This window comes from Pisciglobus halotolerans, assembly GCF_900113675.1.
GTDB classification, from domain to species: Bacteria; Bacillota; Bacilli; order Lactobacillales; family Carnobacteriaceae; genus Pisciglobus; species Pisciglobus halotolerans.
The window spans coordinates 1-20,354 of record NZ_FOQE01000032.1; the positions used below are offsets into that span (position 1 = coordinate 1).

The following is a 20,354-nucleotide window of genomic DNA, read 5'->3' on the forward strand; positions in this document are numbered from 1 at the left end:
ATTGTTTGAATGAAGTATATCTATTTGATCACTCGTTTGTCAATCTATCTTAATTCCAATACACTATTATAAGCAATTTCGTGTATTTATATATGAATTTAGCAACTATATAAAGTTACACAGGAATTTGAATAAAAGGTAATAAATCTCAATAGAAAATACAAAAGAATAAAAAGGTCTTTATTAAGTTTTTAATTAAGATCTTTTTGTGTTATGATTAAACAAATAATGAAAAGTGAGGTGCTTCGTATGATGAAAATTTTAGATGTAAAAACAAAATCCATCACAGAAGCCAAAAAAGAGTTCTCAAAAATTATCAAAGACACTCATGAAACTGGGGAACCCACCTTTATTTTTAACCACAATAAACCGGAAGCCGTTATTCTTAGTAACGAAGTGTATGAAAAATTAGTGAAAGAGTACAACGAATTAGAAAACAAACTATTTTATAGTCAGTTGAATGAGCGCGTAGCAGCTGGACCAGGCAAACTCATCCCCGCTAAAGATGTCATCGAATCCAATCCAGAGCATAACCCATTTACTGCTTTCTCCGATGAGGATCTATTTGATTAATGGCTGACGTGTATTTTTGGAAAGAAGCAGAAAAAGACTATAAAAAGTTGGACGGCACGTTAAAAAAATGGGTAAACGCTGCTGAAGAACGGTTAAGAATCCGAGGTTCTGAAATTGGCAAAGACCTTGGAAATACCAGCTATTCAAAACTAGCCGGTTTTAAAGAATTAAAGAACCAAAAACTTGGTATTCGTCTGATCTTCAAACCAACAAAAGACAATCAAATAGAAATTATTGAGATCGTGGCCATTGGTAAAAGAGAAGATGAAAAAGTATTTGTGACCGCAGAAAAAAGAAGAAAAAAATATTGGTAAAGTTAATATACTACTGAGTATGTCAATGATCTCGTGCACGTATATACGTAGCGAAAAGGATTCTACTGCTTATAAGCGGTAGAATCCTTTTTGGTCTTCACCATGATGTTGCCTCTATTTGTGCAGCTACATCGCTTAAATATATAAGGCTAAAGTAAAAAAACGAGAGAAAAGGCGGAAAAGTTTAAAATAAACTCTTCTATTTACGTTTACACGTCGACGTAAAAGTGATATATTTATTCTAAATCATACTAAACACTGTGAGGGATAATAGATGAGAAAAAGAACTTTTGGTGAGATTTTGCCTGAAATTAAAGAAGAAACATTGTCTAAAGAAAAAGTGGAGTTGAAACAAATTCGAATCGGGATAGAAGCTCATGAATATTTGAAGAACGAAGCTTTTAAAAGAGGTGTTTCAATGAAAAATTTGTTAGATGAGATTGTGAAAGAATATAAAGAAAAGAATCAGTAAGAGAAATGATAAATAAATTGAATAGATTTTTATAAGCAGATTATTTTCCTTTTTTTAATTAAACGCTATAATAAATGTGTGTTATTTACAAATTATGTATACATAATAATAAATAGAAACCTGACTATTGGCGTAGTCAGGAAAGGAAATCATCTTGTTTAAGCTTTTGGTTGGCGCCAAAAATTTGTTCTTCTCTAAATCTTATTTTATTAGGATTTAAAACAAAAGTAAAGTATTAAACAGCGTGATCTCCTTTCTTGTTGCATGGTCATACAGGTAGTAAAGGAGTTTTTGTAATGTCTGACTTTAATTTTTATAAAGCAGATAAAGCTTATGGAGAACTTTATTTTCAATTTCCTAAAGTTTTACTCTACAGTGAAGAATACTCGAAATTATCAGATAGTGCTAAATTAGCGTATGTTATTTTTCGTGATCGGTTGCAATATTCCATTCAAAACCATTGGATTGACGAAGAAAATAATGTCTATTTTATCTTTACCAATAAAGAGTTGTGCGAATTGTTAAATAAATCAGAAAATACCGTAACAAAAATAAAAAAAGAGTTAGAGAAAGCTGGATTGCTGCTGCAACAAAAAATGGGGTTTGATCCAGTGAAAAAGAAAAACTTTCCTAATCGCCTATATTTAGCGGATTTGGAAGTCAATGCGACGGATATATATCAATTACAACAACGAGAAGAAATTTTATCTAATCAAGAAACCGCAGAAAATGCGGTTCGAGAAGAAGAATCAGATAACCCGTTAAATCAAGGAACCGCAAATTTTGAGGGTCGTGAAAAAGAGGCTAAAAGTCGATTAAATCAAGGAACCGAAAAAAATGCGGTAAATCTATATAAATATTTTTCTAAAGATGTTAAAGACAATAAAGATATCTCAAAACCAGATGAAAACATTCTTATCAATCAAGCATTCAATCCTAAAACAAAAGATAACGAACAAGAGCACCAACTTATTGACGGTTATATTGAAAAGTATGCACTGTATGAGGAGTATGGTGAAGAGTTGATTCATTACTTTAAAGCTTATAGTTTTAATGATTTTCAGACCTTTACGCTTTACTGTGAAAAAGTCATGTATGCTAAAAAATCAGTAGAAGATGAGAGCGGTATTTATATCTCTATCTTGTCATCTAGTAAATACAGTGCATTTATTCGAGAAGAATTAAAACGAACTTTCACTCGCTGCGTGCAGCAATCCAGATTTGGGAAAACTAAAAATATTTCCAGCTACCTATTTATTTCTTTCAAAAATGTCTTTGAAGACTTCGTGAGAAGCCAAGTAAGTAAATAAAGGGGATAAAGCAGTGAATTTACACCTTCAGAAGGATTTAAAGGTGTAAATAAGGATAAAGTGAGTAAAGATTTTAAAATGCTTTAGAACCGTTTTTTGAGCTATTTAGAAAGGAGCATATGATGATAACTGTTTTATTGTTAGAAATTAATCAACCTGATAAAGCTATTGTATATAATCCCAACACTAGAAAAGAATTTAGCGTTTCTATAACACAAGAGCAATTAGACTATTACGAATTATTGCTAAATGAAACGGAAGAAGATATTTTTGTCATTTATAACGAAGAGGAGAACCAATTAAGTTACATTGACGACGAAAAGGAGTTGAAGTAATTGGTGAAACGTAGTAGGGAAGAAAAAAAGAAACAGATTGACGAACTGACAGACAAAATGAACCAGGCTGTTAAAAATTTCCAAGACGATCCTCAAGATGAATTGGAATTATTAAACAGCATGACGAAATTCAAAAATTATTCCACTCGAAATGTCTTACTGATTCAATCACAGTATAAGGGAGCTTATGGCGTAGCTTCTTACAAAGAATTTCAAAAAATGGGTTACCAGGTACAAAAAGGCGAAAAATCTCTTTACCTTTTAGCACCAAAAATCGAAAAAACGTTCAAAAACGAAAAAGGTAATAAGAAATTAGTAAAGTATGCAAATGCAGAACAACAGGAAAAGATTAAAACTGGCCAAATAAAAACAAAAAAAGAAATTGTTGGCTATCTAACTGTTCCTGTTTTTGACATTACCCAAACTAATTGTCCTGTTGAAGATTATCCCAAGCTATATCCCAATCGACCTGAAAATTTTGATTTCAACAATACCGAGATGGAATTTAAAGATTTAAACAAAGCCTTGAGTGAGTATGCGAAAGAAAAAGAGATAACTGTTAAGATTGGAAAAACCTCAAGTGCTGCAAAAGGATTTTATGCTCCTTCCGAGAACGAAATAGTACTGAAGGATAGTTTAAATGATACGGAAAGAACAAAAGTATTATTGCATGAGTTAGCACATGCTGAAATGCATAATGTTCCTAAAATGAAAGAGAAAGATCATATGCTCCATGCAACGAATGTTTTAGAATACCAAGCGGAAATGACGGCTTATGTTGTCAGTAATACATTTGGTTTGAATTCTGAAGAGTATACGCAATCTTACTTAGCGAACTGGACAAGAAGAGATGTCGAGAAAGAAGTTTATATTAAATCTTTGGAAGAAGTAAAGGAAGTAGCAGCTAATATGATTGAGGAGATAACCGATAAATTTAACGAGAAACTACAGTCAAAAGAGAAAACACAAGATGTCTTAAATGCAGAGAAACTAAATTTTTTATCGGATAGTAATGGGAAAAATCATTATATTGTTTTAAAAGATGAACCGTTAATTTGTACTGGAATTGAAGATTTGAATACTTCAAAATTCTTTACCGATTTCAATATTCGATTAGAAGACAAAGAGCAAAATAAATATTATTATTGTATCCGATCAGATAAAAATAGAAAAGAGATTGCTAAAGAGTGGTCTGGTACATTGACTGGAAAAGAATGGTTAAGTCAGGACATTAAAAATGAGGTTTTAAATCGTAAACCAAATTTAAACATTCAAAACAAAGTTCCAGAAGATACAGGTACTTTCAAAACTATTTCTGAATATACGCAACAGAAAAAAGTAAATCATTTAAATTTATAAAAAATAAGAGAACAGGATGCTAAAAATTCTGTTCTCTTATTTTTTTGACTTCAGGAGCAATAATATTTAATACTTTTTCTGTTTCTTCGATGCTCGAATCCCTCATATCAAAATAAGCTTCTAAAAGAGCTCCTTTTTGAATCAATCGATGTGTTCGTTCTTTTCTTAACCTTTCTGAATCTCTTTGCATTTGTCGTTGTAGTCGTCTGATTTCTTGTTCCTTTTTTTTGATATCTAAATTACTCATCGGGAACACCTAACTTTTCAATTAATTATGAATTTTGCAACTCGTGATTCAATCCAGTAGATTCGTTCTCGTCATTTACAGAGTCATTGTTTAGATCAGTAAATAAATGATCTGGCAAACTTTCAACAATTCTATTTACTACAGAATTTATGTCTTTTTTAGAAGAAAGCATTTCGTAATCTAGTTCTAGTGATTTAATTATTCGTTCTCCTAAGGATGTATGAATTTCTTTCTTTGCTTCTTCTACTTCTATTTTTAGTTTTTCAATTTGGTCCATCTTTGTTTGAATGCTTTTTAGTGAACTCATGTAATTAACCCCTTTCTTATTCAAAATAACCATAGCAAACAGTAAACAAATTGTAAAAGGATATGATTACTGCTAAAATGAAAACAAGTAAAGGGCGCACTTATACGACATTTTAAAAAACGTCGTATATTGCGAAAATTAAACTAGCGTTCTCTAGTTTAAGCAATAAATTGCTGTGTGTAAAAAACTGCTCCGCAGTTTTAAAAATTCGCTACGCTCATGTAAAAAATAAAGAAAGGAAGATTCTCATAATGGCTATCTATCATTTTAATTGCAAAATCATATCTAGAGGAAAAGGACAATCAGCAATTGCTAGCGCTGCATACCGTAGTGGAGACAAATTGTATAGTGAACGTTATGGAGAATCTAACTTTTATAGAAGGGAAGTTTCACCTGAAACTTTTATTTTAAAACCAAAACATGCTCCTGAATGGACTTTAGATCGAGAAAAGTTGTGGAACGAAGTAGAAGCCATTGAGAAATCAAGTCGCGCTCAATTAGCTAGAGAAATAAATGTCGCATTACCAATAGAACTTTCAAATGAAGAGCAAATTACTTTAACAAAAGACTATGTACAAACTAACTTTGTAGACGAAGGTATGGTAGCGGATGTTTCAATTCATAGAGATAATAAAAGTAATCCTCATTTTCATGTCATGTTAACTACTAGACCTTTTGAAAAAGATGGAGAATGGGGAAAAAAATCAAACACAATCTTTGTTAAAGATGAAGAAGGTAATCAAGTCTATACCAAAAATGGAAGTAGAAAAAATAGAAAAGTTCATATTAATGATTGGGATAATTCAGAAAAAATAAAAGAATGGAGAAAAAATTGGGCTAGTCTAACCAATCAGTATTTAGAAAAGAATGGATTCTCTCAACGTATTTCTGAAAAAAGTTATGCAGAATTAGGAGAAAAAAGAGTTCCTACTATTCATGAAGGATATGTTGCTAGGCAAATGGAACAAAGAGGACAAGCCAGTGAACGTGCTGAAGCTAATCGCCAAATTAAAAAAGAAAATTATACTAGAGAAGAAACTCGAAAAGAAATGGTCGCTGAAAAAACAACAAACACTATCATTCCATTATTGTCACCAACAGAAAAACAAGATTTAAAGCGCTTAGCAAAAGACTTAAAAATATATATTAATTACGATAACTTAGTAGATAAAGAGCGCATGGTAAACAATTGGAAAAATGCTGAAAAAGTAAATCAACTGATTAAACCTGGATCTTTTGACGAAACAATATTTGATAAAATAAATGAAACTCAAGACAACGTCCAAAGAGGAAAAGATATTTTAACTAAAGAGTCAATCCGAATTTTTGAGAGACATTATCCTACTTTTAAAAATGCAAAGTTTTCAGATTATGCCAAAATTAGTATAGGGCAAGAAACTTTATTGAAAGATAAAGTGTTAGACGAAAAGGAGTTGAAAGACATTTTATCGCATGCTCAAGATAATGAACTCAAGGACATGATGAGGACTATTACCAAGAAGCCGTATCTAAAAGATATCAAAACGTATCAAAAGGACTTCTACTTTGCTTCCAAAAAAATAGACCAGTTTCTTGACGAGAATCAAGTAGATAAAGAAACCGTTCATACTTTAGCAGCGGATAAAAAAGAAACCTTTAAACAATTAGATAGAACTCAAAAATTACGTTTCAATACGTTAAAAATTGCGGAAAAATATTACGAACAAACTATTCTCTCTAACTACCCGACAGCAAATATTAAGGATTTAAACGCTGTTCAAAAAGAAGCTGTCTCACAACTGCTGTCTTATTATGGAAGTACACTTTCCTACACTAAAATCACAGCGTTAGCACAAAAAGAAGTTGTCAGTAAGTATTCTACGGTCGAACAAAGAATGGGACTTCAGCTGTTAGATAAAATAGAAAAAGGTAAGCTAACAGACGAGGACTTAAAATCTATTGCTGATGATTATCACAAAAAAGAACTATTTGAAACTGTCTCTAATCCTGAGACGAGAGGATTATTTCTTAAAGAAGTTGAAGAAAATGGGATTTCTTTACCTTCAAATTGGACCAATTATTCCAAACCTAGCTTATTTGGAACGCTTGCTAATAGTTTGAAAGTATACGATAATTTAATTAAATCGAGCGAGGATAATGTGAGACGAGAAATGCAGCAGAAAAGTAAACGCAAGAAGAAAAGTATATCTAGTCGATCCACAAAATCATCTAATAAGAATCCCTCAAATGGGCCAAAAATATAAATGAAAAGGAGTTGAGGCAATGAAAGAACGGATCTATTTAAAGATGAGTGATTCGAATTATCAGAAGTTAATAAGAAGGGTAAATTATCTAGGATCTACTAGAACAAACGTCATATTAATGAGTTTGTTTCTGTACCAGGATTCAGATCTAACAGAGGAGCAAGTCTACGATAACTTAACCGAAATTGATTTTGATACCGAACAGCACGAATTTTATTTTGAGATTAACAGTTATTTTTTAACTATTTTTAAGAATAAGCAACGCTATTTATTTAGTTTAGATGAGTATCTTGCAGCATTCCTTAATGCGTTACTGAATGAAGATGATGATAGCTGTAAAGAGGCAGACACTAAACAACCCAAAATAAGACGTGTTTATCACATAGATGAAACATTAGAACAATGGTTAAGTAGTTTTTCAGAAGAAACCGGGATTGTTCAAACAACTTTATTAAATTATTCTTTTATGTATAGATTGCCTGACTATCAAAAAAGGAGTAACGAGAGTAATAAAGTAAAAAAAGGGCTATTTTTAACGCAACCTTCTTTAGATTATTTACAGAGTTTCGAAGATTATTCGGTTGCTGAAATTATAGAAAACCATATTAAAGCTTTACAGGGCATAGCAGCGACGTAAGCTATCTGGAATTAAGAGAGATTAGTAAGCACTATTCTTGATTCCAAATAGCTTTTTCCTTACACTTTATATATAAAAAATGTATTTTTGTACATTTTTTATATATAAAGTGTTTTTTGTGTTTAGGGAGGAGGTACTATGTTAGAGCGTTATAAAGAGGGCATTAAAGTTGAGTACGAGAAAGAAGATAGCAAAGAAAAACGAAATCAAAAACGAAATGAGGCTATTGAAGAACATTTTAATAACCATTTTAATCTCGATAAGAAATTATTTAGTCACTACATTCAAAAGCACCACTTAGCTGATAAAGATCAAGCAGTAACAGAAAAAATTAGGAGGATAGATTTTACAAAAGCCAATCCACGCAATAGTTCTTTTATAAATGAACTCGCTTTTGCAGGTGGGGCTATAACAGAAGGTTTTCTAGATTGTTTCAACATTGAACGTAACAACTCGCTTGAAAAGTATAAAGCCCAATTACAGGTGATTGAAAGAAAAGAAAGTGGTAAACAAACAGCCTATTTTATTGGCACGTTCGATAAAGACAAATTACTTAGGTTATCTCCTTACCACGAAAGAATGGATAAACTCGCTGAAATTGTCAAAGAAAAAGAACAACAACGATTAATCGGTAATCGTCAAGAAGGTAAACAACAGAATAACGTTAAAAACATAGAATTGATCAGAAAAAGAGAGGAAGAAGAATAATGAAGCTAAAAAATAAACTAATACAATTTACAGTAGGGGTTTCAGCATTAACAGCCTTAACGTATCCAACTGTTGCCTATGCAAGTGCAACTGAAGTTCAATCTCGCTTAACGGAAGCTGGGAATACTATTCAACAGCTGTTAACGGGGTTAATTGTTATTGTCGGAATTTGTGTGGCGCTATGGATCATTATCAAACGTATGCCCAGCGCTGATGATCCTCAAGAAAAAAGCGAAGTTTATAAAGCAGTTGGACGTGTTCTAGGATTAGTAGCCATAGGAGCTGCAATTGTTTGGGTTGTTCCATGGGTTTACAGTCTATTCCAATAATCACAGGAAAAAAAGTAAAGGGGTAACTAGATATGAATGAAACAAAGAAAAAAGACGAAAAGACTTTTTTCTTTCCTGAAAATGTTGAATCTTCATATGGAGTATTTTTAGGATTGTCTGTAAAAGAATTGCTGGTATATGTTTTGCCAATGGTTATAGTCGGTCTTATTGTTCTCTTCTTGCCACCTCACACTTTCAAATTCATGCTTTTTAAGACCATTGTGGTAATTTTCTCTATTACGGTGTTATTAGCTGTCTTGTCTTCTAGACCAGTCTCATATCGCAATAATGTACGTTTAATGCCACACCTACAGATGAAATCAAAATATAAATCTCGCCAACACTTATTTTTTAAAAAAGCTATGAAAAGAAAGTAAAAAGGAGGTGTTTTTTTGAAACTATTTGGTTTAGCCGCGAAAGAAACTAAAGTCGAACAAGACTTAGAATTTACCTTCGTGCCGAAAAAAATTGGCAAAGGAAAACAAACAATTTTCGATATGAGTTTGATTCAATCGGTATATAGGGATTATTTAGTCACTAAGACAGGCTATTTAGTAGGGATTATTGAAATTTCTGGTGTGAACTTAGAGTTGTTAAATGAAAGTGAACAAGCAGACGTTTTTGAGACGTACAATGCGTTTCTGATGACTACTTTAGGAGATGCTTCTGCAGAACAACAACAGTACTTAGATATGACAATTCCAGTGGATTTTGAAGAATTTTTGTTGAGTTACAAAAAGAGATATTTGCAAGAAATCGAAAAAAAAGAGCCAAATCAAGCTCGAGCGAGTTTGATCGCGTCCTATATTGACGATTTAGCCAGCAAAACTAGAACACAAGAAATGAGTACCAAGAAACACTTGCTCATTGTGCGGGAAAAAATTAAAGATAAAACCTTTACTGCATTAAATAAAAAAGTGACTGATTTAGATGAAAAAACCACACAGTATATCAATCGATTAGAAGATAGTTTTGATAGTTATGACATGCAAGCTAAGAAATTGCATAGTAATGAGATTTTAGCTGTGTTGAAAAACTTAATCAATTTTTCGGGACACTAAGAAAGGAGCTGCATTTATGCGTCTATTTTCCAAGAAGGAAGTAGAAGAACAAGATGATACAGATGAATTTGGCGTTGATAAAAGTCAAGATATAAGTAATCTAGATGACTTTCTTGATAGTGAGTCTATTAATGGTGTTTATCCATTCAGTTGGGAAGAATTTCCAGATCATATTGAAAGTGGAGACAACTATATTAGAGTATTAGCGATTGTCGATTATCCAAAAGTGAAAAGTGGGAATTGGTTAGCCCCTTTAAAGCGAAAAAAAGGGAATATCACCATTGTTCAAGACTTTGAAAGTAGTAACGCGCGAAAGATGGTTGAGTACTACAACAATACTATAAAAAATAAAGAAGCTGAAAAAGTGGACACGTATGATCCTTTGAAAAAGAAAAAAATAGTCCAAGCTATTGAAACCGCTAATATGCAGTTGAATAAGTATCTTGATAGCGAAGTCACCTATCTTTACCAACATATGTATGTATTCTTGCAGGCTGAAAGTCTAGAAGAATTAAACGCCCTAACAGATAGTGTCAATAATACGTTATCCAAATTACAGTTGAAATCTATGAACCCAATTAAAGCACAATATCAAGCATTTTGGAGTGCAATGCCCATTGGAGAGAATCTTTTAAAAGATTATACCTTTAAACAATCGAATACAGAAGTAGCTAGTAGTGTCATTCCATTTGATGATGCAGATATTTTAGACTTAAATCCTCATAGCGATATTGAAGGTATCAATAAAGATACGAATAGCTTAATTGCCATTGATTATATGGATAAACGCAATGTATTAAACCAAAATATGGTGGTTATCGGAACGAGTGGGGTAGGGAAAACCACTTATATGCAACAAAAGATTTTACGGTATATCGCTAAAGGGGTAAAGGTCTTTATTATCGATCCTGAAAATGAATATAGCGAAATTGTAGAACATTTTGGTGGCCAAGTCGTTCATTTAAGTAGTAACTCAGCGACTAAAATCAATCCTTTGGAGATATTTACAGAAGAATTGGACACTAGTCAAGAAGTAAACATAGATTTGTTGATCAAAGATAAAATTCAACGTGTAAAAGGCTTTTTCCAAGTTTTGAAACCCGATTTAACTCAAGTAGAAAAGAGTGTATTGGATTCTGTTTTACATGATTGTTATCGAAATAGTGGCGTTTTACATTACAAAAACATAAAGAGCATTCACCAAGATCAATGGCCTATCCTTTCAGACGTGTTCCAACAAATTGAACGGTTAAGAGATAGCAAAGAAGGAAAAGAGCGATATGAAATTATTAAAGACTTTTACTTTATTCTAGATAGCTACGTTAATGGATCAAATACCTTATTTAATGGTTTTACAAATATTGATATCAATACAAACTTGTTATCTTTTGATCTGAAGGCCTTACAGAACGATGAAGAGATTCAAGGAGCGGCGTACTTGAATACTTTTAGTTTCTTGTGGGATGAAATCACTAAAAATAGAACAGAAAACATTAAGTTATTTGTGGATGAATTTCATTTTTTAACACAGAATCCTGATGCTTCAAGCTTTTTCTATCAAGCGTTCAAACGGTTTAGAAAATATAATGCTGGAGCAATCGCAGGCACTCAACAAATACAAGATGTGTTGGATGGGACGATGGGCAACGGGAAAAACGTTGGTGAAGCAATTATTGGAAATAGTTATACTAAATTATTTTTTGGACTTGATCCGGGTAGTTTAGATGATATTGAAGACAAATTGCGAGTGAATTTTTCAAAAAAAGAACGGAAATTACTAGAGAAGAAAAAACAAGGTGAGGGGTTAATGATCAACGGATCCAAACGAGCCTTTATGAAAGTTACTTTAACGGAAGAAGAACTAAGACTAATTGATTTTGAACAATATCAAGAGAAATATCCAGAAGCCATACCCAATTATGAAGAACGGATCAAAATGACCCCTATTGAACAAGAAGAAGCTCGGTCGTTCCAGTTTTAAAGGAGGCAGCTATATTGAACAAACCATTTAAAATTTACAATTTTGAATTTGGTACTCTAACAGATGAAAAAAGTACAGTCAAAATTGAAATGGAAAATAGTCAGTTTACGTACGATAACATTGACGAAATTAAAGAGTTACCAATAAAAAAAGACTCTTTATTTCTTGATTTTAAAGGGATTAAAGAATCCGAAACAACAGTCAGTTTTCTGTATGAAAAAGGGAGCGTGTTAAAGAATTTAAATACGATAAAAAAGGAAGCCTATCCTGTGAAAGTTTCTATTGTCGAAGAAATTTTAAAACAAGATATTCTTCAGAAATACAGTCATACAGACTTATATATTTCTCTGAATCCAGCGACTATCTATTACTACCCAATGAATACCGTCCGTTACACTTATGCAGCAAATCGTTTTATGCCTAGAGATATGCGGACCACTTTAGAACGGTATAAAGCTTGTATTGTAAGTATCTTAAGCGGCATTGCTTATGAGAAGTGTTTGAACACGCCTGAAGAGGTTCGTAAGGTTGGTAATGATTTTATCAAAGAAATTTATCAACAAAGAAATGTATCCGAATTATTGTCTCTTATCCAACAGAGCAATAACTTTTTGACCTATGATTATATTCGTTCCCAAACCAAAAGAGAACAAAAAATACGTCAAAAATCACTAGTCACTTTAGCAGGAGCTAGTATTGTATTTCTTAGTATAAGTGGCTTATTACTTGGGAAACAATCAAATCAAGAAGAAGCACTGGCTTCACAGTATGAAGCGCAATTAGAACAAAAAGATACGCTTCTTTTAGCCAATGAAGAATTTGAAAAAGAAAATTATGATGAAGCTATCCAACTTTATCAAGAAGGGGATTACAAGGACGCTCAGCTATCAGAAAAACTTCTTAGCAAGGAACAGTACCAAAAAGCCATAGACGTTCATAGCGAGTCGCTAGAAGCCATTATTCAACGTCTGTATGAAACTAACGAGCAACAAGCCCTCGTGGACTTGAACAGTGATTCTTTAGACGAAAATGGAAAAACGAAGCTTGAAGAGGAAAAAGGAATTGTACAAGGCGATACGAACGCTATGGTGAACACGCTCAATTTCTTAACTGAAGAAAGTACTGGAATTCGTTTAGCCAGAAAATTTGTTGATTTGAATGACGTAAATAATGCTCAAAAAGTATTGGATAAGTATCCTGAAAATGAAAGCCTTCAAAAAATTGTTGCTATTGGGCAGCAAATTCAAGAAAAAACTAAACAAATGAATGATAGCGATGATGATAAACAAAGAGAAACTCTTCAAAAAGAAATAGATGGTTTGAAAGAGCAGTTAGAAGAGTATAGAGGGTAAAGGAGTGATCTTTTGCACGTTTTAAAAGCTAGATCTATGAAAAAATTCTTTTCGTTTATTCTACTACTTGTAGTCATTATGGTTGTCCTCTTCGTAATGTTCTTTACTTTATTTCAGCAGCAACAACAAGAGAGTAGCACAGGTACTTACGGAGCGGGTCAAGTGCCACAAGCTGTTTTGCAGTATAAACCCGCTATAGAGGTTGAACTTAAAAAACACGGAATGGAAGAGCATATCAATGTTCTTTTGGCCATTACAACGCAAGAAAGTGGCGGTACAGCTTCTTTAGATGTTATGCAAGCAAGCGAGAGCTTAGGGCTTGCACCAAATACGATTCAAGACCCGTTATATTCCATTGAAGTAGGAGTAAATTACTTTGTGAATGTTGTGAACCAAGCTAATAAAGCAGGAGTTGATATGGATACGGCTATTCAAGCTTATAACATGGGCGATGGTTTCATAAATTTTGTTGCTGAAAATGGCGGGAAATATTCTCACGAACTGGCTCAACAGTTTTCAACGAATATGAAAAATAAGTTAGGTTGGACAGTCTATGGAGATCCGAAATATGTAGATCATGTAAAAAGGTATATGGGTTCTTCTAACGAAGAAACAGTTGAAGTAACAGGAGAACTGGCCGATTTTCAAAAACAATTCGAACAATTCCAAGGTATGCCCTATGTCTTTGGTGGTTCAAGTCCAGCTACGTCCTTTGATTGTAGTGGCCTGTGGTATTTCTTGTTTAATCAAAATGGGATAAACGTACCAAGAACTGCACAACAACAATATGATTATTCTCAAAAAATAACTACAGATGAATTAAAGCCAGGTGATTTTGTATTTTTCCATAGTACTTATGATACCGCTAATTACATTACTCATTTAGGAATGTATATGGGAAATGGAATGATGTTTCATGCAGGTGACCCTTTGCAATACACCAGTATTGAAACACCTTACTGGCAAGAACATCTTGCAGGATTTGGTAGAATCGTTGACTTTAAAGCAGAATAGAGGAAATGAATATGAAAACAAAGATCATTATGATGGTTGAATCAGTCTTGCTTCTTTTAGCGATTATCTCTATCTATGGTCTTTATCAAGATAATCAGCAAAAGGAAGCTGACATTCAAACCAAACAAGAAGAAATCGCACAATTAGAAGAAAATTTGATAGTACAAAGTAGTGGTAATAACACCGCTGATATAGCTAAAAAAACGAAATTTGTTAATAGCGCGTTTGCGGATTACTTAAATTACAATACCGACAATTACCGATCTCGTTTTGAAGATATGGAAAACTATTTTTCGCCTAGTACTATTGAACAACTAAGTGGCGCAGGCGGAACCGAATCTCCAACCATTTCTATTAACAGCAGTACTCAAAACTATAAAACCTATGTGAATCCAATAGAAGATAATTCGTTTGTATTTGTCACAGATATTCATTACCAAGTAGAAGATAACGAACCTACTGTATTTAAAAATGTTTACTTAATCCATCTAAGCGAAGAAAAAGGGCAGTACTTAATCGATCAAGTAGACGTCTTTAGTGGAACACCAACAAATAGCTAACCAGGAATGAGGAGACTAGATATGAACGATAAGAGCAAGATGAAAGGGATTCTTAAAAAATTTTTGTGGATAGTCCTTACTTTTGTCTTTTTAGAAGCTTTATTGATTGCAGCACTTGAAGTCATTTACACTCTCTCAGAGTATAAATTAGCAATCAATACTGAAGTTATAGGAACTCATTTGAAAGAGACGTTTACCCATTTAGGAGATTATATTCAAACAAATTGGGCACAAAAAAATCCCTTCTTTATTCTAGGAACGGGTGTAGTGTTCATTTATTCCGTTTTTACTCATATGGGAAAGGTAAAAAAAGAGGGTTGGGATACCGAAGAAAGCAATGCTTATCATGGATCAGCACGTTGGGGCAGACCACAAGAAGTGGTGGATAATCAGAACTTTACTAAAAAAAGTAAAAAGCAAGTTCAGAGTGAATTTCAAAAATCGCTAGAAAGGTAGGTTTTCTGTATGACAGGCACTATTTTAGGGAAATTAAAAAGCGACTACATTATTCAACCAACAGAAAGCAAGCCAAACCGTAATATTATGGTGGTCGGCGGACCAGGTTCTTACAAAACACAAGGTTTCGTGATTACTAACGTATTGAACGAAACTAAAAATAGCATTGTGGTAACCGATCCTAAAGGCGAAGTTTACGAAAATACCGCAGATTTTAAAGAACGACAAGGCTATGACGTCCATGTGTTGAACTTTAGTAAAATGGAACATTCTGATCGTTATAATCCCATTGATTATGTTAATAGTGATGTCAATGCAACGAATGTAGCCACAAAAATCGTGGATAGCTCCAATAAGGATGGTAAAAAAGATGTGTGGTATTACTCGCAACGATCTTTGCTCTCAGCGTTAATTCTTTATGTAAAATATGAATTAGAACCTAAAAACCGTAATATGGCAGGACTGGTCAATTTCTTGCAAGAAAAAAATGAATCCGATACAGATGACGAAGAAAGTGATCTAGACAAGGCTTTTTCAGTTCTTGAATTAAATCATCCTGCACGGAAATTGTACGAGTTAGGGTATAAAAAATCTCGTGGGGATATGAAAGGAAGCATTATTGTTTCTTTGCTGACGTCTATTTCAGACTATATTAATAATACAGTGGCCGAATTTACGAGCTTTAGTGACTTTAACTTACAAGATATAGGCAAAAAGAAAACAATGCTTTATGTCATTATTCCAGTTATGGATACCAGTTGGGAAGGCCTAACCAACATTTTCTTTTCTCAACTGTTTGATCAGTTATATGAATTAGCTTCTAATCACCACTCGAAATTGCCTGTACCCGTCAATTTCATCTTAGATGAGTTTGTTAACTTAGGGAAATTCACGAATTATGAAGAGTTTTTGGCCACTTGTCGTGGTTATGGCATTGGAGTATCAACAATTATTCAAACTCTTACACAATTACAAGATAAGTACAATAAAGAAAAAGCTGAGAGTATTTTAGGGAATTGTTCGATTCAAATTTGTATGAACGCTGCGAATAACACTACAGCCAAATATTTTTCCGATTTACTAGGTAAGGCGACTGTTAAAGTAGCCACAAGTAACAAGAGTGCTTCAAAAAACTCTAAACAAGAGGGGAGCAGTACCAGTCATTCAGACAATGAGTCGTACACCGCTCGTGATTTAATGACCGCAGGCGAAGTAAAAAGTATGGCAGATGATACAGAGCTGATTATCTTTGCAAACCGGCCACCCATGAAGGTTAAAAAAGCCTATCAATTCGAACTATTTCCAAAGCCTGAACGATTGCTAAATCAAACTGAATATGAAAAAAATACAAATCCTGCACAGATTGAACGTTTAAACGAAAAGCAGGCTGAATTTGAACGTGAGCACATAGAACGAGAAGAAAATAAAAAGAATAGATTAGCTGAAAAAGCCAAAGAAAAAGAAGAAAAAGAGCATGCAAAAAAAGAAAGACGGAAACAAGAAGCAATGGAACAAACAATGGCAGAATTTAGTGACGGAGAAAGTGATTTTTCAGCATTTGAAGAGTAAAAGGAGTGATTAATATATGCCTAGTTTCGACAATATTGGCGATAAAATTACAGAGGTATTTGTAGACTGGTTAAAAGATTTAATTAACCTCTTTATTGAATTTCTACAAAATTCCTTATTTAATTATGATGGTTTAGCAGGATACGCTTTAGACGCTTATAATTTATTTGTCTTCTTTGGCGGTATTCTACTTGTATCCGTTTGTTTAGGAAAAGTTATTACTCAACTTTTATCGGAATCAGAGGGAAGCGAAGAAGCGAATATCTGGTGGACAATTGTCAGATCAGTTAAAGCGAGTGCTTTACTTGTCATTATGCCTTTAGTTATTTCATTAACTATGAATTATATTGTACAGCCAATAGGAAATTACTTTATTGGAAATATGGGTGAACTGACGACAAGTAGTTTAGTTAATACTTTACAAGCTGACAGTTTACCTGACGTTTTTAGTGCAGGTATTAGCCAAGTTGTTATTTGGCTTTTTATATTTGTTGTTATAGGTTTTTTCGTCATAAAACTGTTTATTGAACAAGCTCAACTCCTCATAGATGAAATTTTATCACCTCTATGCGCTATATCTGTTGTAACAGAAAATTATAATTTTATGGAGAATTGGTGGCGAGATATTTTATCTCATACCGTTACAATCATTGTGTTAACATTGTCCATGTTACTCTTTACAGAGGCAATCACTATGCAAACAGATACGGTTTGGGGTAAATTACCAGCCTTAATCGGTAGCGGTGCATTAGTCATTAGTGGTCCATCTATTGTGAAAAGTATTTGGTATTCAAGTGGAGCAGGTCGAGCAGGTTCAGGGATGGCAAGAGCCGTAGTTCACCGCATGTTACGTTAAAAAGGAGAGGAAATACTATGAAGAAAGTTTTATTTATTTTACTTACTCTAATAGCATTAATTACTTTAGAAGGGTGCGGTACAGACATTCAAAGTGATTTACAATCAAAAGAATGGAATGTTGTTTCAACCAATGGCGAAGCTTATACTGCTCAATTTGGAGAAGAAACTGTTACTTTTGAAATGTTAGGATTCCAACTTGGATATACTTATAAAATTGTAGATAACGTAATTACTTTTCAAGAAAATGGTGAAGAAGAATCATTTTCTTTCGAAGTAACAGAAAATGAAGATGATTATCAATTGAAAGCAGCTAATGAAGATGTTAAGAAAGAAAATGGAGATTTAACTCTTTCGCCACGAGTAAATAAATAAGCATTGAGAAGGGAGTGAGTTGATGGGCAATACAGTTATCTTAGCGGAAAAACCAAGCCAAGCAAAAGCTTATACAGACGCTTTTGCTAAAGTAGAGAAAAAAGATGGTTACTACAATGTTTCAGATAACGAACTGCCAAATGCAACCATTACTTACGGTTACGGACATTTATTATCTTTGTCTGAACCTGAAAAATATAATGCAGCTTGGAAAAAGTGGCAATTAGACAAATTGCCTGTTTTTCCTGAACACTATCAGTTTCAAGTAGCTGCAGGAAAATCAAAGCAATACAAAATTGTTAAAGGACTACTTGATAAGGCAGATAAAATCATTATCGCAACGGATAGTGATCGAGAAGGAGAAGCGATTGCTCGTCTAATTATTAATCTGTCTGGGAATAACCATAAGCCGATTAAAAGACTATGGATTAACTCTTTAGAAACAAGCGAGATTAAAAATGGCTTTAAGCACTTAAAAGATGGGGCCGATTTCTATTCTACCTATAAAGAAGCAGAAACCAGACAAATTGCTGATTGGTTAGTAGGAATTAATCTTTCGCGTTTGTACACCTTATATATGCAAAAAAATGGCTTACAGGGCGTTTTTAGTATTGGGCGTGTTCAAACGCCCACGCTATACTTAATCTACCAACGAAATCAAGAAATAGAGCATTTTGTCAGCAAACCATTTTTTGAATTATATGCTACGTTCAGTAATGAAGATAGACAATACCAAGGGAAGTATAAAGAACGATTTGATACTATAGATGATTTACAGCAGTTTAAAGAAAATCATGGATTGACAAAAGACGTTAATGGTGTGGTAGAAGATGTAAAAATTGAAGAAAAGAAAAAGTATGCGCCAAAACTTTTTAGCTTATCGGATTTGCAAGCAGCAGCCAATAAAAAATACGGTTATGGAGCTTCAGAATCTTTAGCTATCGTTCAAAATCTCTACGAAAAAAAATACCTCTCTTATCCTAGAACGGACACGAATTATATCGGAACACCAGAATTCAGTTATTTAAAAGCGCAGTTAGTTAACTATTTAAATTTAGTAGGAGAAGAAATTAAAGATCCGCAATTGAATGAAAATAAGCGATATGTGAATGGAAAGAAGGTCCAAGAGCATTACGCCATTATTCCAACAAAAACACTCCCTAAACTAGAGAGTTTACCTGAAAAAGAACGGAATATTTATCAACTCGTTCTTTATCGTACCTTAGCCATTTTTGAAGAACCCTATATCTATGACGAAACAACCATTTTAACTAAGGCGAGTGGCGTTTTATTTAAATCTACTGGTAAAGTGGAGAAAATTTTAGGATGGAAACAATTATACAAAAAATTAGGTAAAGAAAGTAAGGACAATGAAAATGAACAAGTTTTGCCGGCTGTTAAAGTAGGAGAACTCTTTCGAACAGACCCGTTCCATAAAAAAGGCGAAACAAAACCTCCAAGTTACTATACAGAAGGTACTCTAATCAGGGCTATGAAAAACGTAGGGCGATCCATTGAGGATGAGGATAACAAAGACATACTGAAAGAAACTGAGGGAATTGGGACAGAAGCTACTAGAGCAAATATCATTGAAACGCTGAAAAAACAAGAATATATCAACATTCAAAAAAATAAAATTTATGTTACGCAAAAGGGAATGACGCTTTGCGAAATTATTCAAAATGACGAAATAGCGAATTCTGAAATGACGGCTAAGTGGGAGAAATACCTCAAAAAAATTCGGCATAGACAAGGTACACAAGAAGCTTTTTTAAAGAGTATTCAAAACTTTATTACTCACTTGGTCAAAAAAGTTCCTGAAACATTTGAGCATAGTCATATCAAAGAACAAGCTACAAAGATTGATCAAAATAAAGTCATAGGAAAGTGTCCTTCATGTAGCGGAAACATTTTAGACAAGGGTAAGTTTTATGGTTGTACAGGATATAGTAATGGCTGCAGGTTTTCTCTTCCTAAAAAATGGAGCAGCAAAACATTGACTAAGACAAACATAAAAGAACTTTTAACGAAACAAGAAACAAGTTTGATAAAAGGATTCAAAAGCAAAAAAGGCTATATCTTTAATGCAAAACTGAAAATAAACAATAATAAATTAGAATTTGATTTTTTAGACAGTAATTAAGAAATCAAGGGCACTACAATTCGTTACAAAGTTGTAGTGTCCTTGCTTAGATTATTTTTAACCTGAATAATTCATACTTTTAATTAAAACCATGTGAAACTGCCTCACGGCAGCTTACAATTACTTTTTCATCTTCACCCGTTAAGTGATGAAA

The 20,354-nt window shown here is 33.3% G+C and carries 23 protein-coding genes; 21 read left to right on the plus strand and 2 right to left on the minus strand.

What is annotated here, in order from left to right; all coding sequences use genetic code 11:
* The first annotated feature begins 249 nt into the window (after positions 1 to 249).
* From BM057_RS09170 to BM057_RS09195, 6 genes are all read left to right on the plus strand, one after another.
* On the plus strand, positions 250 to 573 hold the full coding sequence (locus BM057_RS09170; RefSeq protein ID WP_177186223.1) for a type II toxin-antitoxin system Phd/YefM family antitoxin: 324 nt from the start codon (positions 250 to 252) through the stop codon (positions 571 to 573).
* Positions 573 to 887 carry a hypothetical protein gene (locus tag BM057_RS09175; RefSeq protein WP_092093154.1) on the plus strand — a complete coding sequence of 105 codons (315 nt, stop codon included), beginning with the start codon at positions 573 to 575 and terminating at the stop codon, positions 885 to 887. The genes BM057_RS09170 and BM057_RS09175 overlap by 1 nt, the downstream gene beginning before the upstream one ends.
* Before the next feature lie 274 nt (positions 888 to 1,161).
* Positions 1,162 to 1,359, plus strand: a complete 198-nt coding sequence (locus tag BM057_RS09180; protein WP_092093158.1) for a hypothetical protein — start codon at positions 1,162 to 1,164, stop codon at positions 1,357 to 1,359.
* A 296-nt stretch (positions 1,360 to 1,655) separates the two neighbouring features.
* Entirely contained in the window at positions 1,656 to 2,669 is a 1,014-nt protein-coding gene (locus BM057_RS09185) for a replication initiator protein A (RefSeq protein WP_092093160.1), read from the plus strand.
* 122 nt (positions 2,670 to 2,791) lie between these two features.
* The gene (locus tag BM057_RS09190) at positions 2,792 to 3,004 is read left to right on the plus strand and encodes a hypothetical protein (RefSeq protein ID WP_092093163.1); all 213 of its coding nucleotides are present in this window, start codon (positions 2,792 to 2,794) and stop codon (positions 3,002 to 3,004) included.
* A 3-nt stretch (positions 3,005 to 3,007) separates the two neighbouring features.
* Entirely contained in the window at positions 3,008 to 4,363 is a 1,356-nt protein-coding gene (locus BM057_RS09195) for an ArdC-like ssDNA-binding domain-containing protein (protein ID WP_245741914.1), read from the plus strand.
* Between the two features lie 19 nt (positions 4,364 to 4,382).
* Here the strand turns inward: BM057_RS09195 and BM057_RS09200 are convergent, their stop codons facing one another.
* A complete protein-coding gene (locus BM057_RS09200) occupies positions 4,383 to 4,610 on the minus strand; it encodes a hypothetical protein (protein WP_092093168.1) in 228 nt (75 codons plus the stop codon).
* Between the two features lie 25 nt (positions 4,611 to 4,635).
* Positions 4,636 to 4,917: a hypothetical protein gene (locus BM057_RS09205; protein WP_092093170.1), complete on the minus strand. Its 282-nt coding sequence runs from the start codon at positions 4,915 to 4,917 to the stop codon at positions 4,636 to 4,638.
* 251 nt (positions 4,918 to 5,168) lie between these two features.
* Here BM057_RS09205 and mobQ point away from each other — a divergent pair, with 251 nt between their 5' ends.
* The 15 genes from mobQ to BM057_RS09280 all read left to right on the plus strand — a co-directional run bounded on the left by mobQ (position 5,169) and on the right by BM057_RS09280 (position 20,200).
* Positions 5,169 to 7,160 (plus strand): MobQ family relaxase, encoded by a 1,992-nt coding sequence (mobQ, locus tag BM057_RS09210; protein ID WP_092093173.1) that lies wholly within the window; start codon positions 5,169 to 5,171, stop codon positions 7,158 to 7,160.
* Between the two features lie 19 nt (positions 7,161 to 7,179).
* Positions 7,180 to 7,797, plus strand: a complete 618-nt coding sequence (locus BM057_RS09215; protein ID WP_092093175.1) for a hypothetical protein — start codon at positions 7,180 to 7,182, stop codon at positions 7,795 to 7,797.
* 138 nt (positions 7,798 to 7,935) lie between these two features.
* Positions 7,936 to 8,505 (plus strand): hypothetical protein, encoded by a 570-nt coding sequence (locus BM057_RS09220; RefSeq protein WP_092093178.1) that lies wholly within the window; start codon positions 7,936 to 7,938, stop codon positions 8,503 to 8,505.
* Positions 8,505 to 8,834 (plus strand): CagC family type IV secretion system protein, encoded by a 330-nt coding sequence (locus BM057_RS09225; protein WP_092093181.1) that lies wholly within the window; start codon positions 8,505 to 8,507, stop codon positions 8,832 to 8,834. Before BM057_RS09220 ends, BM057_RS09225 begins: the two co-directional genes overlap by 1 nt.
* Before the next feature lie 32 nt (positions 8,835 to 8,866).
* On the plus strand, positions 8,867 to 9,211 hold the full coding sequence (locus BM057_RS09230; protein ID WP_092093183.1) for a hypothetical protein: 345 nt from the start codon (positions 8,867 to 8,869) through the stop codon (positions 9,209 to 9,211).
* Between the two features lie 15 nt (positions 9,212 to 9,226).
* The gene (gene trsD / locus BM057_RS09235) at positions 9,227 to 9,895 is read left to right on the plus strand and encodes a TrsD/TraD family conjugative transfer protein (protein WP_092093186.1); all 669 of its coding nucleotides are present in this window, start codon (positions 9,227 to 9,229) and stop codon (positions 9,893 to 9,895) included.
* Between the two features lie 16 nt (positions 9,896 to 9,911).
* Positions 9,912 to 11,876, plus strand: a complete 1,965-nt coding sequence (locus BM057_RS09240; RefSeq protein ID WP_092093188.1) for a VirB4 family type IV secretion system protein — start codon at positions 9,912 to 9,914, stop codon at positions 11,874 to 11,876.
* A gap of 14 nt (positions 11,877 to 11,890) precedes the next feature.
* Positions 11,891 to 13,228 carry a hypothetical protein gene (locus BM057_RS09245; protein WP_092093191.1) on the plus strand — a complete coding sequence of 446 codons (1,338 nt, stop codon included), beginning with the start codon at positions 11,891 to 11,893 and terminating at the stop codon, positions 13,226 to 13,228.
* Between the two features lie 12 nt (positions 13,229 to 13,240).
* Positions 13,241 to 14,242: a bifunctional lytic transglycosylase/C40 family peptidase gene (locus tag BM057_RS09250; protein WP_092093193.1), complete on the plus strand. Its 1,002-nt coding sequence runs from the start codon at positions 13,241 to 13,243 to the stop codon at positions 14,240 to 14,242.
* A gap of 32 nt (positions 14,243 to 14,274) precedes the next feature.
* Positions 14,275 to 14,802 (plus strand): hypothetical protein, encoded by a 528-nt coding sequence (locus BM057_RS09255; protein WP_143074502.1) that lies wholly within the window; start codon positions 14,275 to 14,277, stop codon positions 14,800 to 14,802.
* Positions 14,803 to 14,823: 21 nt separating this feature from the next.
* Positions 14,824 to 15,258 carry a hypothetical protein gene (locus BM057_RS09260; protein WP_092093199.1) on the plus strand — a complete coding sequence of 145 codons (435 nt, stop codon included), beginning with the start codon at positions 14,824 to 14,826 and terminating at the stop codon, positions 15,256 to 15,258.
* Positions 15,259 to 15,267: 9 nt separating this feature from the next.
* Complete coding sequence (locus BM057_RS09265; RefSeq protein WP_092093202.1) at positions 15,268 to 16,827, plus strand: VirD4-like conjugal transfer protein, CD1115 family; 1,560 nt, start codon at positions 15,268 to 15,270, stop codon at positions 16,825 to 16,827.
* A gap of 16 nt (positions 16,828 to 16,843) precedes the next feature.
* Positions 16,844 to 17,683 (plus strand): conjugal transfer protein TrbL family protein, encoded by an 840-nt coding sequence (locus BM057_RS09270; protein WP_092093205.1) that lies wholly within the window; start codon positions 16,844 to 16,846, stop codon positions 17,681 to 17,683.
* A gap of 17 nt (positions 17,684 to 17,700) precedes the next feature.
* The gene (locus tag BM057_RS09275) at positions 17,701 to 18,057 is read left to right on the plus strand and encodes a hypothetical protein (protein ID WP_092093208.1); all 357 of its coding nucleotides are present in this window, start codon (positions 17,701 to 17,703) and stop codon (positions 18,055 to 18,057) included.
* Positions 18,058 to 18,079: 22 nt separating this feature from the next.
* A complete protein-coding gene (locus BM057_RS09280) occupies positions 18,080 to 20,200 on the plus strand; it encodes a type IA DNA topoisomerase (RefSeq protein ID WP_092093210.1) in 2,121 nt (706 codons plus the stop codon).
* The last annotated feature ends 154 nt before the right edge of the window (positions 20,201 to 20,354 follow it).